Genomic DNA, 13,311 nt, shown 5'->3' with positions numbered 1-13,311 from the left:
TCCCGCCAGGGCAGCCACCCGGGCACGCGGTCCTGATCCGGGCCCGGACCCGGATCGGGGCGGCCGGAACCCGTGGCGCTGCTCACAGGGGAACCTTACCGACCTGCCCATGCGTCGAAGAGCGTGGGAGGTGTGTCGTCCGAGGCCGGTAAGGTGCCTGGCATACCACAGTCGAGGGAGTGGACAGCGGATGACTGCCGGAAACGACGGCACGCCGGAGAACGACGACCCGTTCGCGTATCTCTACCGGTCGGAGGGCGACGACCAGCCCGACCCGGCCGGCGGCCAGCCGGCGGCCGGACAGCCCGGCGTGCCCCGCACCTCGTACCACCAGGTGCAGCGGGTCGGTGAGCGGCGCCCGGCGACCGGTGGCTACGGCTACCCGCCGCAGGCCCCGCCCCAGCAGCAGGGCGGCGGCGGTTACGGCTACCCGCCCCAGGCGCCGTACGGCTACGACCAGGGCCGGCAGCAGTACGCGGGCCAGTACGGCGGGCCGACCGCGCAGTACCCGCAGGCGCAGGGCCAGCCGCAGCAGTCCGGCCCGCCGCCGTACGACCCGCAGCAGGGCCCGCCCGGGGGCCGCAGGGCCGGTGGGCCGGGCGGCCAGGACGGCTCCGGCGCCCCGAACCGCAGGGGCCTGCTGATCGCGGCCGTCGCGGTGGTCGCCGCCGTCGCGATCGGCATCGCGTTCGCGATGACCAACAGCTCGGGCGACAAGAAGAAGCAGGCCGACGACAAGCCGACCGGCGCGACCAGCGCGAGCACCGCGCCGAGCCAGTCCGCGTCGCCGTCCGCGACCCCGGCGCCGTTCGACTCGAAGAAGGTCGACGCGTCCACGCTCGCGCTGACCGGCGGCGCCGCGAAGAGCACCGAGCACCCGGGCGCGAACGCGTCGGGCGGCACCTACGTCGACAGCATGGGCACCCAGGGCGCCACAGTGAGCTGGACGGTGGTCGTGCCGAAGGACGACGCCTACACGTACTTCGTCAGCTACGCGAACGCCGGCCCCGACGCCACCCTCACCCTCGGCGTGAACGGCAAGCCGCGCACCGACCCGGTGAAGCTCAAGAACTACGGCAACGCCACCGACTGGGCGAAGGCGTGGAACATGACGACCTTCAACTACGTGAACCTGAAGAAGGGCGCCAACGTCCTGACGCTGTCCTGCACCCCGGCCGACAGCAACTGCGGGGCCAACCTCGACCAGGTGTGGCTCAAGGAGGGCACGGTCACGAAGTAGGCGGACCGCTCCGCAGGGCCGGCGCTCCCGGCCCTGCCGCCCGCCTCGGCCGCCTACCCCGCCGGGACGACCTCCACCTTCGGCAGCAGCTCCTCGTACCCGGCCTCGTCGTACTCCCCGGCGGCCGGTGCCAGCACGGTCGCCGCCGACAGGGCGACCGCGCGGGCCAGCCGGTCCGGCCACGGCAGCCCCTCCACGTGCCCGGACAGCAGTCCGGCGACCGCCGAGTCGCCGGCGCCGGTGGGGTTGCCCGCCAGCCGGCCCGGCGGCAGGGCCCGCCAGGCGCCGTCCTCGGTGACAGCGAGCATCCCGTCGGCGCCGAGCGACGCGGCCACCCCGCGGGCGCCCCGCCGCCTGGCGTCGTGGGCCGCGCGGGCGGGCTCGGAGAAGCCGGTCAGCCCGGCCAGCTCGGCCGCGTTGGGCTTGATCAGGTCGGGGCGGGCGGCAAGGCCGCGGCGCAGCGGCTCCCCGCTGGTGTCGAGCAGGACGTAGACGCCCGCCGCGCGCGCCTCCCGGACCAGTTCGGCGTACGCGCCGACCGCCAGGCCCGGCGGCAGGCTCCCGCACAGCGCGACCGCCTCGGTGTCGGGGCCGGCGAGCAGCTCGCGGTAGACGTCGAGGAACGCCGCCCACTCGGCGGGGCCGACGGTCGGCCCGGGCTCGTTGAACATGGTGGTGTCGCCGGTGGCCGCGTCCACCACGCCGACCGTGCGCCGGGTGCTGCCGGCCACCGGTACCAGGGCGTCGGTGAGCCGGTCCGCGTGCGGCACCGCCGCGAGGCCGCGGCGCAGCTCGTCGCCCGCCGGGCCGCCGGCGAAGCCGGTGACGGTGGCGCGGTGGCCGAGCGCGGCGAGCACGCGGGCGACGTTGAGTCCCTTGCCGCCGGGCCGTTCCACCGCCTCCAGCACCCGGTGGGTGGCATGCGGTATCAGGGACGGGACCCGGTAGGTCACATCCAGGGCGCTGTTGAGCGTGACGGTGATGATCACCTGTTGATTTTGGCAAACGGACGGCGGCGGGCCCAGAGCGGGACGGCCGCTTTTACCGGGAAGTTGAAGACGGGACGGGCGACGGGCGCCGGGCGGGCGGCCCGAAGCAGCCCGTGGCGGCCCCGCGGCCGGGGAGGGCCGACGGGGCCGCACGGGCGACGGGCGGGAGGGCTGGGGCGCATGGCGGGCCTCGGGTTCCGCTACGACCGCTCGGCGGGAGCGGCCGAGGCGGGGGACGCGGGGGAGGCGGAAGCGGGCGGCTCGACCACCCACGCGCCCTTGTGCATGACACCCACCAGGTCGTACGCCTCGTCCAGCACCACCAGGTCCGCGTCCTTGCCGGGCTCCAGCGAGCCGATCCGGTCCGACAGGCCCAGCAGCCGGGCCGGGTTGACCGAGATCGCCTGCACGGCGTCGGTGAGCGAGAGCCCGTCAATGGTGAGCGCGCGCTTGAACGCGGTGTCCAGGGTGAGCGTCGACCCGGCGATCGAGTCGCCCTCCGCCAGCCGCGCCACGCCCTGCCGTACCTCGACCTTCAGCGGCCCGAGGTCGTACATCCCGTCGCCGAAGCCGGCCGCGTCCATCGCGTCGGTGATGAACGCGACCCGGGCGGCGCCGGCGCTGCCGAAGGCGAGTTCGAGCACGGACGGGTGCAGGTGGGTGCCGTCGTTGATCAGCTCCACCGTGATCCGCTCGTCCTCCAGCAGCGCCGAGATCGGGCCCGGCTCGCGGTGGTGGAGCGGCGGCATCGCGTTGAACAGGTGGGTCGCCACGGTCGCGCCCGCGTCGATCGCCTGGCGGGTCTGCTCGTAGTCGGCGTCGGTGTGGCCGATCGCGGCGATCACCCCGAGGTCGGCGAGCAGCCGTACCGACTCGATGCCGCCGGGCAGTTCGGCGGCGAGCGTGACCATCCGCACCGCGCCGCGGCCGGCCTCGATCAGCTTGCGCACGGTCGCCGGGTCGGGGTCGCGCAGCAGCGTCGGGTCGTGCGCGCCCTTGCGGCAGGGCGAGATGAACGGGCCCTCGTAGTGGATGCCGGCCAGGTCGCCCTGCTCGACGATCTCGGAGAGCAGCGCCGCCTGCCGGGCGAGCGCGTCGAGGTTCTCGGTGACGGTGGAGGCGACCACCGTGGTGGTGCCGTGCTCGCGGTGGGTGCGCACGCCGGTGAGGATGTCCTCGGCGGTGCCGGAGGTGAAGGACGCGCCGCCGCCGCCGTGGTTGTGGATGTCCACGAACCCGGGCACCACCGTGTAGCCGCGCCCGGCCAGGTCGTGGGTGGCCTGCTCGGCCTGCTCGTCGGCGGCGATCCGGGCGCCGTCGACCGTGATCCGGCCGCTGTTCACCACGCCGGACGGCAGCACCACGCGGGCACCCGTCAGGACGGTGCGCTGCGTTGTCGTTACGGGGGCCATCAGGCGGATACCTCCACGGAGATCAGATCCCAGGCGAGCAGGCCCGCGCCCAGGCAGCCGGCGGTGTCTCCCAGCGCGGCAGGGACGATGAGCGGGAGTTTCTGGAAGGTGATGCGCGCCTCGACGGCCGCCCGCAACGGGCCGAAGAGGGTGTCGCCGGCCTCGGCGAGGCCGCCGCCGATGACCAGCACCCGGGGGTCGAGCAGGGTCAGTCCGGTGACCAGGCCGTCGGCAAGCGCGTCGATCGCCTCCCGCCACACCTCGATCGCCGCCAGGTCGCCGGCCTCGACCGCCCGCGCGCAGGCGGCCGCGTCGGCGGCCGGATCGCCGCTGGCGGCGGCCCAGGTCCGGGAGACCGCGCCGGCCGAGGCGTACGCCTCCAGGCAGCCGCGCTGCCCGCAGCCGCACTCCCGGCCGCCGGGGCGGACCACGATGTGGCCGATCTCCCCGGCGTAGCCGTGCGCGCCGGCCTCGATCCGGCCCTCGATGCCGATGGCGCCGGCGATGCCGGTGCCCAGCGGCAGGAACAGGAACCGGTCGGCGCCGTTGCCCGCGCCGATCCGCCCCTCGGCCAGGCCGCCGGCCCGCACGTCGTGGTTGAGCGCCACCGGCAGGCCGTCCAGCCGCTCGGAGAGCAGGTCGCGCAGCGGCAGGTCCTTCCAGCCCAGGTTGGCGGCGTAGACGGCGATGCCGGCCGCGGCGTCCACGATGCCGGGCACCACCACGCCGGCGGCCGCCGCGCCTTCGCCGTACTCGGCGCGGCCGTGCTCGCGCAGGTCCGCGGCGAAGTCGAGAATCGCGGTCACCACGGCCTGTGCGCCGCGCTCGCGGCCCGTCGGTCGGCGTGCCTGGTGCAGCAGCGTGCCGTCTTCGGCGACCAGCGCCGCCTTCATCCCGGTGCCGCCCACATCGAGGGCGATGACATGTCTCACGTGGACAGTCTCGCGTCTCACCCCTATAGAGGTCTAGTCCACTCGGCCCGGAAGATCGATTCTCAGGAAAGATGCATATTGCCGGGCAGGTCAGAGGGGTGCGGTCGGGGAGGCGAAAAAGCCCGTCACGAGGCGGGCGGCGGCCGCAGGATGGGGCCCGCCGTCGAAGAGATCTCACTCATGGTGTAGACCTTGGCTAAAGATATGGGGAAGACTCGGCTCTTTCTGCGGTGGCCCGGCGGGCGGCCCCGCCCGCATCCCGATCTTTCCCGAAGTCCCAAGGGTGGTAGGAACAGTGCAGCGGCGACGACTTCTCGGCCTCGCGGCCGGCCTCACTTCCGCGCTGGCCCTGACGGGTGTCAGCGCCTGCGGCGGCTCCACGGCGCAGAGCAAGGACGTGACGCTGCACCTGGTGGCCGCGGACTACGGCGACGCGAAGACCGACAACAGCTCGCTGGTGTACTGGAACGACATCGTGCACGGCTTCGAGAAGCAGTACCCGGACATCAAGGTCGATGTGCAGGTACTGAGCTGGAACGACGTGGACGACAAGGTCGCCGCCATGGTCAAGGCCGGCAACCCGCCGGACATCGCGCAGATGGGCTCGTACGCCGACTACGCCGCCAAGGGCCAGCTCTACAGCGCCGACCAGCTCTTCACGGTGAGCCAGCAGGCCGACTTCATCCCCTCGCTGGCCCAGGCCGGATCGGTCGACCGCACCCAGTACGGCCTGCCGTGGGCGTCCAGTTCCCGGATGTTCTTCTACAACAAGGACCTGTTCAAGCACGCCGGCATCTACAAGGCGCCCAGGACCTGGGACGACCTCGCCGCCGACGCGAAGCTGCTCAAGGCGGACGGCGTGAAGGTCCCCTACGGGCTGCCGCTCGGCCCGGAGGAGTCGCAGGCGGAGTCCCTGATGTGGATGCTCGGCGCCAACGGCGGCATCACCGACACGGTCGGCAACTACACCTTCGACTCCGCCGAGAACGTCGAGGCGTTCACCTGGCTGAAGAAGAACCTCGTCGACGCGAAGCTGATCGGCGGGAAGGACCCCGCCAAGACCAACCGGCAGGAGGTCTTCGACGACTTCATGTCCGGCAACGCGGGCATGATCAACGGCCACCCGACGCTGCTGGCGCAGGCCCGCGCGCGCGGCGTCGACGTCGGCGTCGCGCCGCTGCCGGGCAAGGACGGCCCGGACCAGGACACCCTCGGCGTCGCCGACTGGGCGATGGCCTTCAAGCAGAACGGCAACCTCGACGCCGACCGCAAGCTGCTCCGGTACGTCTACCAGACCAAGAACACGGTCAAGTTCCTCGACGAGTACGGCCTGCTGCCGGTGACCACCTCGGCCTCCCAGGTCATGCAGGGCGAGAAGCGCGACGCCGACCTCGTCCAGTTCCTGAACCTGCTGCCCGAGGCGGTCTTCTACCCGGTGGACAAGACCTCCTGGACGAAGGTGAACGACCGGGTGAAGAAGGTCATCGGCACGGCGGTGCACAGCGACCCGAAGACCGTACTGTCGCAGTTGCAGAACTTCGCGGAGGTCCAGGACGGGCAGGGGCTGACGTCCCAACCGCAGTAGGGGGTGCGATCGAGGTGACCGAGCAGGGCGGCGAAGCCGCACGGACGGACCCCGGTGCGGATACGGATACGGCTGCGGATACGGCTGCGGACACGGTCGGCGGTTCCGCCGGGCTCTCCGCGCGGGACCTGGCGGTGCTCGACCTCGCCGGCCGGAACTGGACCGGGCCCGGTCCGCGCGACCGGGCGATCCGGGAACGGCTCGGCATCTCCCCGACCGCGTTCTTCCAGCACCTCAACGCCCTCCTCGACGACCCCCGCGCCCTCCGGGCCGCCCCGACCACGGTCAACCGCTGGCGCCTGACGAGACAACGCCGCTCAGAAAACCGCTGAGCCGGCTGCCCTGGGTGACCCTCTTCTCGCGGGAGGGGCCGCACGAATCCAGGGGCGCGCGGAACGGCGTGCGCAACCACCGACAGGTGGCCCCCGGACCGACAGCACGGACCACTCCGGAGGGTTCCGCTAGGCTCGACCGCATGGCTTACGCCGAGACGTTCACCCCGCACACCCCCGAGGGCAAGGACGCTCTGACCGCGTTGCTGGCCCACCCCGAACGTGCCGTCGTCGCGCTGGACTTCGACGGCACGCTCGCCCCCATCGTGCCGGACCCCGAACAGGCCCGTGCGCACCCGGGCGCGGCAGGAGCGCTGGCCCGGCTCGCCCCGCACCTGGCCGCGGCGGCGATCATCACCGGCCGCCCGGCGGGGGTCGCCGTACGGTACGGCGGCTTCGCCGGGGTCCCCGGCCTGGAGCACCTCGTGGTCCTCGGCCACTACGGCGCCGAGCGCTGGGACCCCCGCAGCGGCGAGGTGCACGCGCCCGCCGCGCACCCCGGCGTCACCGCCGTCCGTGCCGAACTGCCCGGCTTCCTGGAGTCGATCGGCGCGTGGCGCGGCACCTGGATCGAGGACAAGGGCGGCCGCGCGGTCGCCGTCCACACCCGCCGCACCGAGGACCCGGACGCCGCGTTCGAGGCGCTGCGCGTGCCGCTGGGCGAACTCGCCGCGCGGCACGGCCTCGTGGTCGAACCCGGCCGCTACGTCCTCGAACTGCGCCCGCCCGGCGTGGACAAGGGCGTGGCCCTCGCCGCGTACCTCCGCGAGGTCGGCGCGGGCAGCGTGCTGTACGCCGGCGACGACCTCGGCGACCTCGCCGCCTACGCCGCCGTCGCGGAACTGCGTGCCCAGGGCCTGCCCGGGCTCCTCGTCGCCAGCGCGGGCGCCGAGGAGACCCCCAAGGAGGTGCTGGCGCAGGCCGACCTCACCGTCGAGGGCCCGTCCGGCGTCGTCGCCCTCCTCAACCACCTGGCCGACGAACTGGGTTGACCCGGCCGTCGACCCGGCGCCGCGGGGTCCGTCACCGCGAGGTGATCCTGCGGTGCGTGACGCGCCAACCGCGCGGGCCGCGTACGAGGGTGTCGTCGTAGGTGACGCTCCCGCTGGTGCCGTCGGCCATGACACCGATCCCCTTGGACCGGGCGTAGGCCCGGTCCGCGTGTTCGCCGGCGCGGACGACCGTGTTGGTGACGTGGTGGCCGACGGGGTTGGCCGGGCCGAGGGCGTGGGCGGCGTCGACGAGGGCGTCGAGCCCGTGCAGGGTGCCGCGGGCCGGGGTGAGTCCGGTGAGGTCGTAGACGACGTCGGAGCTGAACACCTCGTCCAGCCGGTCGAGTTCACCGGCGTCGGTGAGGTGGCCGTGCAGGGCCAGCAGGTCGGTGACCGCGACCCGGTCCTCGTCGCTGACCACGCCGGCCGGGCTCGCGGTGGTCGGGTCCGGCCCGGGTGCCGGCGCCCCCAGGGCTGTGAGGAGTTCGGGCAGGCGGCCGAGTGCCTTCGCCCCGGCCAGCGGGTCGGCGTAGTCGCGGCTGTGCACGATGTGGCCGTCGCGGATGGTCAGGAACATCGCGAAGGAGAGGGTGAAGGGCGCGTCGCCGGCGAGCAGGCGGCCGTCCAACGTGTACTCGGCGACGACCAGTTCGGGGTCGCCGGTCTCGTGCAGCCGTACGTCCCGCACGGTCTCGTAGCGGCGGACGGCCGCACCCGCCCGGAACCGGGACCGTAGCTCCTCGCGGGTGGTCTCGGTGCGGGCCGGATACAACTCGGGCGGGGCGAAGGGCATGTCGATGACGACGTGCGGGGCGTAGAAGTCGGCGAGGGCGCCGGGGTCCTCGCCGATGGTGGCGGCGAGGAACCCCTCGACGGTCTCGCGGGGCGTGCGCGTGGGCATGGCTGACGTCCTCCCGGGGCACCGTAGAATCGGAGAGTGCGCCCCGGTTGTCACCGTACCGGAGAGTGCTCTCCAGTTGAAGTGGTACCCGGGACCGGGTACGGGAAGGGGCGATCGACGTGCCGGAGACGAGGCCGCTGCGGGCCGACGCGCAGCGCAACCGGGACCGGCTGCTGGAGGTCGCCCGGGAGGCGTTCGCCACCGAGGGCATCGCGGTGCCGCTCGACGTGATCGCCCGGCGCGCGGGGGTGGGCCCCGGCACCCTCTACCGGCACTTCCCCACGAAGGAAGCCCTGTTCGAGGCCGTCGTGCACGACCGGCTGCACCAGCTCATCCACCGGGCCCGCGAACTCGGCGACGCGGACGGCGACTTCGGCGGCGACCCCGGGACCGCGCTGGCCGCGTTCCTCGACCACCTGCTGCGCGAGTCCGCGCCCAAGCAGGACCTCGTCGACGCGCTGGTCGGCTCCGGCGTCGACATCCAGGACGCGGTGCTGGCCACCGCCGCCGTCCTCCGCGAGGAGATCGCCGGGCTGCTCGCGCGCGCCCAGGCCGCCGGCACCGTCCGCGCCGACCTCACCGCCGCCGACCTGATGGCGCTGGTCTCCGCCTTCCTCCACGCCATGCGCCCGCGCTCGGCCACCCCCGCCGACCCGGCCCGGCTGCTGTCGGTCCTCCTCGACGGCCTGGCCCCGAAGCCCCCGGTTTCTGAGCCGGCTGTCGACGCCGGCTCCTGACGCGGGGTCCGCCCCGGTGTCCGGGGCGTGGGCTACGCGCCCGCGCCCGGGACGGAGTTGAGCAGGTGCACGGCCGCGGGGGTGAGGGTGTGCCAGACGTGCTCGCGCTCGCGACGGGAGGTGAGCAGGCCCGCCTCGCGCAGCACCGTCGCGTGCTTGCTCGCGCTCGACGCGGAGATGGCCAGCCGGCGCGCCAACTCCCCGGTGGTGGTGCCGTCGTCGACCGCCTCCAGTACCGCGGCGCGGGTGTGGCCTAGCAGCGCGGCCAGCGCCGAGCGCCGTGCCGACGGCGGCGGGGCGAGGACGCGGGCGACGTCGGACGACTCCAGCGGCACCGGGTGGATCAGCACGGCCTCACCGCCCTCGGTGGGCCTGAACATCTGCGGGGTGTCGCAGAAGAACGACGGCACCAGGGCCAGGCCCTGCCCGTCCAGCCGAACGTCTCTGGTGCTCCAGGCCGGTTCGGCGGCGATCTCCAGCACCGGCGGCGACCAGCGCAGCCACGGCCCGAGCCGCGCGAACAGCGCGTCCACCCCGCCGCTCGCCATCGCCCGGCCGTACGAGGCCAGTTGACCGTACAGCGCACCGTGCAGCCGGTCCCAGTAAGGGCCGATCGCCGTCGAGAAGGCCGAGTTGAGCGCTCCCGACACCCGCGCCGCCGAGGCGCCGCCACCCCCGATCCCGCTCATCAGCCAATCCGGCTGGCGTTCCAGGAACTTGGGCGGATACAGCCTGAGCTCCTCCCGTAACCGGCGCGGTCCTGCCAGCAGATCCGCTATGCCCTCGTCCAGTTCGGCGTCCGCGCCCAGGGCCGTGAACAGGTCCAGCGCCCGCCGCGGCTCCGCCCAGGCCAGCGCCAGCGTCCGCGCGTCCGGCGGCAACCTGTCCCGCACCCGCGCGCGCCACCCGCCCAGCAGCGGTGCGCGGCAGGGCAGTTGTGCCGTCGACAGCGCGACCATGCACTCCGTCAACGGCCCGGCGGGCGCCACCCGCAGCCGTGCGACGTCCCCGGCGGTGAAATGGACCCTCAGCACTCCGGACTCCCCCGTCGAAGCGTCGGCTTCCCCTCCCACGCTAGCGCCGTGCCCGGAAAGGTTCACCGGTTCGCGGCGCCCGGCACGGCACCTCGCCGCGTTGTCGGAGTCGTCCGAGTACGCCCAGTACGAGGACGATCCTCCGCCTTGCGATGCACCGCACCGGACACCGCGAACCAGGCAAACCTATCCGGGCACGGCACTAGCGCCGTGCCCGGAAAGGTTCACCGGTTCGCGGCGCCGCCGCGTGGCGCCACCGGTTGTATCCGCTCCGCCGGCCGCCGTCCCACCGCGGCCGTGACGTCGAGGACGGCGCCCTCCTCGCGGGATGGCCCGGAGGAACCGGAGGGCCCGGATGGCGTCCGACTACCCGCCGAGCGCGTGGAGTTGGTCGAGGAACCACTGGCTCGGGGGGAGCGCGGTGGCTGCCGCGGCGAGGCGCTTGGTGCGGTCGGCGCGGTCGGCCTCGGGGAGGGTGAGCGCGAGGTTGAGGGCGACGGCGGTCGCGCGGATGTCGTAGGGGTTGACGGTGAAGGCGTCGTCCCCCAACTCCTCGAAGGCGCCCGCCTCGCGGGACAGCACGAGCGCGACCCCCTGGTCGGAGACGACCGGGACCTCCTTGGCGACGAGGTTCATGCCGTCGCGGATCGGGTTGACGAGCGCCACGTCGGCGAGGCGGTAGGCCGCGAGCGAGCGGGCGAAGTCGTCGTCGACCTTGAGGATGACCGGCGTCCACCCGTCGGTGCCGAAGTCGTCGTTGATCGCGGTGGCCACCCGGGAGACCTCCGCGGTGTACTCCCGGTAGATCGCCAGGTCCTGCCGCGACGGGTAGGCGAAGGCGACGTGCACCACGCGCTCGCGCCAACCCGGGTGCTCGGTGAGGAGCTGCCGGTAGGCGTGCAGGCCGCGCACGATGTTCTTCGACAGCTCGGTGCGGTCCACCCGGACGATCAGCCGCCGCCCCGGCCCGGCCTCCGCGCGCAGCGCCGCCATCCGCTCGTCGACATCGGGCCGCTGCGAGCGCTCGCGCAGGAACTCCCCGTCGGCGCCCAGTCCGTGCACGCCCAGCCGGGTGGTCCGGCCGCGGTACGTGACCGCGTCGCCGTCGGCGGACACCTCGGCGCCCAGCACGTCGGCGCAGCACGCGGCGAACGCGGCGGCCCAGCGGCGGGTGAGGAACGCGGCCCGGTCGGCACCGAGGATGCCTTCGAGCAGGCGCGCGGCCACGTCGTCGGGCAGCAGGCGGAAGTAGTCCGGCGGGGCCCACGGCGTGTGCGAGAAGTGGCCGATCCGCAGGTCGGGGCGGCGCTCGCGGAGCAGCGCGGGCACCAGCGCGAGGTGGTAGTCCTGCACGAGGACGGCGGCGCCCTCGGCGGCCTCCTGGGCGAGCGCGTCGGCGAACGCCTCGTTGTACGCCTCGTAGGCGGCCCACTGGCCGCGGAACTCCTCGTCGAAGACCGGCTCGAACGGGGTCTGGTAGAGCAGGTGGTGCACGAACCACAGCACCGAGTTCGCGATGTCGTTGTACGCCGAGTGGAACACCTCCGGCGGCACCGCGATCATCCGCACCCCGGGCTCGGCGACGCCGCGCCGCACCGCCTCCCGGTCACCCTCCGAGAGCGCCGCGCACACCCACACGGCGCCCGCGTCCGGGCCGATCGCGCTCAGCCCCGAGACGACGCCGCCGCCACCGCGACGGCTCCCCAGGGTGCCGTCGGGTGCCACGGTGTACGACACCGGGCCGCGGTTCGACGCGACCAGAATCCGGGCACCCTGCGAAGATCCCTCCATGCCGCGAGCCTAGCCATTTACCGTGCAGCTCAAACGTGTATTCGGTGCCCTTCGCCCGTCGCGACGCCGCGCTACGCCGCCCGGCGGGCGAGGTATTCCGGCAGGACACTCATGGGGGGCCGCTCCTCCGTGTCGACCGGGTGGGTGCTGGGGACGAAGGCGGCGCCGGAGCGGCCGAACTGCGTGAGCCGCGGCCGTACCAGCTGCCCCCGGGCGAGCCGGACCTGCGCGGTCCGGTAGATCGCCGCCGCCATCCGCCCGAGCGCCTGGCCGTCCTGGTGCCGGTGATGGCGCACCCCGACGTCGACCTGCCCGAGCGCGTCCAGCCCGACCAGGCCCAACGCATCGATGAGCATGCCGAGTTCGACGCCGTACCCGACCGGGAACGGGAGCCGTTCGAGCAGCGAGCGGCGGGCCGCGTACTCCCCGCCGAGCGGCTGGACGAAGCCGGCCAGCTGCGGCCAGTGCAGGTTGAGCAGGGGGCGGGCGACGAGTTCGGTGACGCGGCCGCCGCCCGCGGGCACCACGGTCCCGCCGGTCTCCAGCGGGCGGTCGTACATCGCCTTGACCAGCTGCACGGCGGGCTCGGTGAGCAGCGGCCCGACGATCCCGGAGACGAAGCGGGCGTCGAACCCGCGCAGGTCCGCGTCGACGAAGCAGACGATCTCGCCGCTGGTCACCAGCAGCGACCGCCACAGCACCTCGCCCTTGCCGGGCACGGCCGGCAGCCGCGGCAGGATCGCGTCCCGGTCGACCACGCGGGCGCCCGCCGCGGCGGCGACCTCGGCCGTACGGTCGGTCGAGCCGGAGTCGACGACGACCAGCTCGTCCACCAGCGGCACTTGCGCGGACATCAGGTCCCGGCGGATCGCGGCCACGATGGCACCGACGGTGGCCTCCTCGTCCAGCGCCGGCAGCACCACGCTGACCGTGCCCTGGCTGCCGGCCGCGCGTTTGGCGGCGAGCAGCAGGTCAAGCGGCCGGTCGGCGGCCGACCACGACCTCCCGCGCAGCCAGCGCTCCACCTCGTCGAGCACGTGAGTCCTCTCCCTCGGACACGCCCTGATGCCGGGCGTGTGATCCATCTCGCGGTGCGGACGACTATCTCAACCGCCGCCCGTGTCGGTTACAGTCTTGAACAACGCGTGACGCCACCGCATGCCGGGGGCGTGGCGCGTGACAAACGCGACGGGTGCGGTCCGTACCGCCCGGTCGCCATACCGCTCATCCAGAGGGGCAGAGGGAACGGCCCGTAGAAGCCCCGGCAACCCTCCCGCCGACCGCGAGGTCAAGCACGGTGGGGAAGGTGCCAATTCCGTCTCGTGACGCGCCCGCGTGCGAGGAAGATGAGGAGAAAGGGCCTCGC

Annotated in this window: 12 protein-coding genes and 1 riboswitch; of the genes, 5 read left to right on the top strand and 7 right to left on the bottom strand. The window is 73.7% G+C overall.

The window, feature by feature from the left end; genetic code table 11:
• Positions 1 to 190 precede the first annotated feature (190 nt).
• Positions 191 to 1,240 carry a carbohydrate-binding protein gene (locus ACIPAE_RS33100; protein WP_329368161.1) on the top strand — a complete coding sequence of 350 codons (1,050 nt, stop codon included), beginning with the start codon at positions 191 to 193 and terminating at the stop codon, positions 1,238 to 1,240.
• Between the two features lie 53 nt (positions 1,241 to 1,293).
• On the opposite strand, the gene ACIPAE_RS33095 is transcribed toward ACIPAE_RS33100, so the two are convergent.
• The 3 genes from ACIPAE_RS33095 to ACIPAE_RS33085 form a co-directional block, all read right to left on the bottom strand.
• Entirely contained in the window at positions 1,294 to 2,229 is a 936-nt protein-coding gene (locus ACIPAE_RS33095; RefSeq protein WP_402450352.1) for a 1-phosphofructokinase family hexose kinase, read from the bottom strand.
• 200 nt (positions 2,230 to 2,429) lie between these two features.
• Positions 2,430 to 3,641, bottom strand: coding sequence for an N-acetylglucosamine-6-phosphate deacetylase (nagA, locus tag ACIPAE_RS33090; RefSeq protein WP_402450351.1), 1,212 nt, complete (start codon positions 3,639 to 3,641; stop codon positions 2,430 to 2,432).
• On the bottom strand, positions 3,641 to 4,573 hold the full coding sequence (locus tag ACIPAE_RS33085; RefSeq protein ID WP_402450350.1) for an ROK family protein: 933 nt from the start codon (positions 4,571 to 4,573) through the stop codon (positions 3,641 to 3,643). Before ACIPAE_RS33085 ends, nagA begins: the two co-directional genes overlap by 1 nt.
• Positions 4,574 to 4,868: 295 nt before the next feature.
• Between ACIPAE_RS33085 and ACIPAE_RS33080 the strand changes: the two genes are divergently transcribed.
• The 3 genes from ACIPAE_RS33080 (at position 4,869) to otsB (ending at position 7,482) form a co-directional block, all read left to right on the top strand.
• Positions 4,869 to 6,158 carry a sugar ABC transporter substrate-binding protein gene (locus ACIPAE_RS33080; protein ID WP_329368169.1) on the top strand — a complete coding sequence of 430 codons (1,290 nt, stop codon included), beginning with the start codon at positions 4,869 to 4,871 and terminating at the stop codon, positions 6,156 to 6,158.
• 14 nt (positions 6,159 to 6,172) lie between these two features.
• The gene (locus tag ACIPAE_RS33075; protein ID WP_402450348.1) at positions 6,173 to 6,490 is read left to right on the top strand and encodes a DUF3263 domain-containing protein; all 318 of its coding nucleotides are present in this window, start codon (positions 6,173 to 6,175) and stop codon (positions 6,488 to 6,490) included.
• Between the two features lie 143 nt (positions 6,491 to 6,633).
• Positions 6,634 to 7,482 (top strand): trehalose-phosphatase, encoded by an 849-nt coding sequence (otsB, locus tag ACIPAE_RS33070; protein ID WP_402450345.1) that lies wholly within the window; start codon positions 6,634 to 6,636, stop codon positions 7,480 to 7,482.
• Between the two features lie 31 nt (positions 7,483 to 7,513).
• Here the strand turns inward: otsB and ACIPAE_RS33065 are convergent, their stop codons facing one another.
• Positions 7,514 to 8,383 carry a nuclear transport factor 2 family protein gene (locus ACIPAE_RS33065; RefSeq protein WP_402450342.1) on the bottom strand — a complete coding sequence of 290 codons (870 nt, stop codon included), beginning with the start codon at positions 8,381 to 8,383 and terminating at the stop codon, positions 7,514 to 7,516.
• Between the two features lie 119 nt (positions 8,384 to 8,502).
• On the opposite strand from ACIPAE_RS33065, the gene ACIPAE_RS33060 reads away from it, so the two are divergent.
• On the top strand, positions 8,503 to 9,120 hold the full coding sequence (locus tag ACIPAE_RS33060; RefSeq protein WP_329368177.1) for a TetR/AcrR family transcriptional regulator: 618 nt from the start codon (positions 8,503 to 8,505) through the stop codon (positions 9,118 to 9,120).
• A 32-nt stretch (positions 9,121 to 9,152) separates the two neighbouring features.
• Here the strand turns inward: ACIPAE_RS33060 and ACIPAE_RS33055 are convergent, their stop codons facing one another.
• The 3 genes from ACIPAE_RS33055 to ACIPAE_RS33045 all read right to left on the bottom strand — a co-directional run bounded on the left by ACIPAE_RS33055 (position 9,153) and on the right by ACIPAE_RS33045 (position 12,982).
• On the bottom strand, positions 9,153 to 10,154 hold the full coding sequence (locus tag ACIPAE_RS33055; RefSeq protein ID WP_402450339.1) for an ArsR/SmtB family transcription factor: 1,002 nt from the start codon (positions 10,152 to 10,154) through the stop codon (positions 9,153 to 9,155).
• A 366-nt stretch (positions 10,155 to 10,520) separates the two neighbouring features.
• Entirely contained in the window at positions 10,521 to 11,945 is a 1,425-nt protein-coding gene (locus tag ACIPAE_RS33050; protein WP_402450337.1) for a trehalose-6-phosphate synthase, read from the bottom strand.
• 71 nt (positions 11,946 to 12,016) lie between these two features.
• Positions 12,017 to 12,982, bottom strand: a complete 966-nt coding sequence (locus ACIPAE_RS33045; protein ID WP_402450334.1) for a glucosyl-3-phosphoglycerate synthase — start codon at positions 12,980 to 12,982, stop codon at positions 12,017 to 12,019.
• A 184-nt stretch (positions 12,983 to 13,166) separates the two neighbouring features.
• Positions 13,167 to 13,298, top strand: a riboswitch (SAM riboswitch).
• The last annotated feature ends 13 nt before the right edge of the window (positions 13,299 to 13,311 follow it).

The organism is Streptomyces sp. NPDC087270, assembly GCF_044744625.1.
Classification (GTDB): domain Bacteria; phylum Actinomycetota; class Actinomycetes; order Streptomycetales; family Streptomycetaceae; genus Actinacidiphila.
The sequence above is the reverse complement of the archived record's forward strand: the minus strand, read 5'-3'. Positions and strand labels throughout refer to the sequence as shown.

What these genes read in the sequence shown, in the direction of transcription:
- ACIPAE_RS33100 (WP_329368161.1), top strand. Translation starts at nt 191, where the DNA reads ATGACTGCCGGAAACGACGGCACGCCGGAGAACGACGACCCGTTCGCG.
- nagA (WP_402450351.1), bottom strand. Translation starts at nt 3,641, where the DNA reads ATGGCCCCCGTAACGACAACGCAGCGCACCGTCCTGACGGGTGCCCGC.
- otsB (WP_402450345.1), top strand. Translation starts at nt 6,634, where the DNA reads ATGGCTTACGCCGAGACGTTCACCCCGCACACCCCCGAGGGCAAGGAC.
- ACIPAE_RS33065 (WP_402450342.1), bottom strand. Translation starts at nt 8,383, where the DNA reads ATGCCCACGCGCACGCCCCGCGAGACCGTCGAGGGGTTCCTCGCCGCC.
- ACIPAE_RS33050 (WP_402450337.1), bottom strand. Translation starts at nt 11,945, where the DNA reads ATGGAGGGATCTTCGCAGGGTGCCCGGATTCTGGTCGCGTCGAACCGC.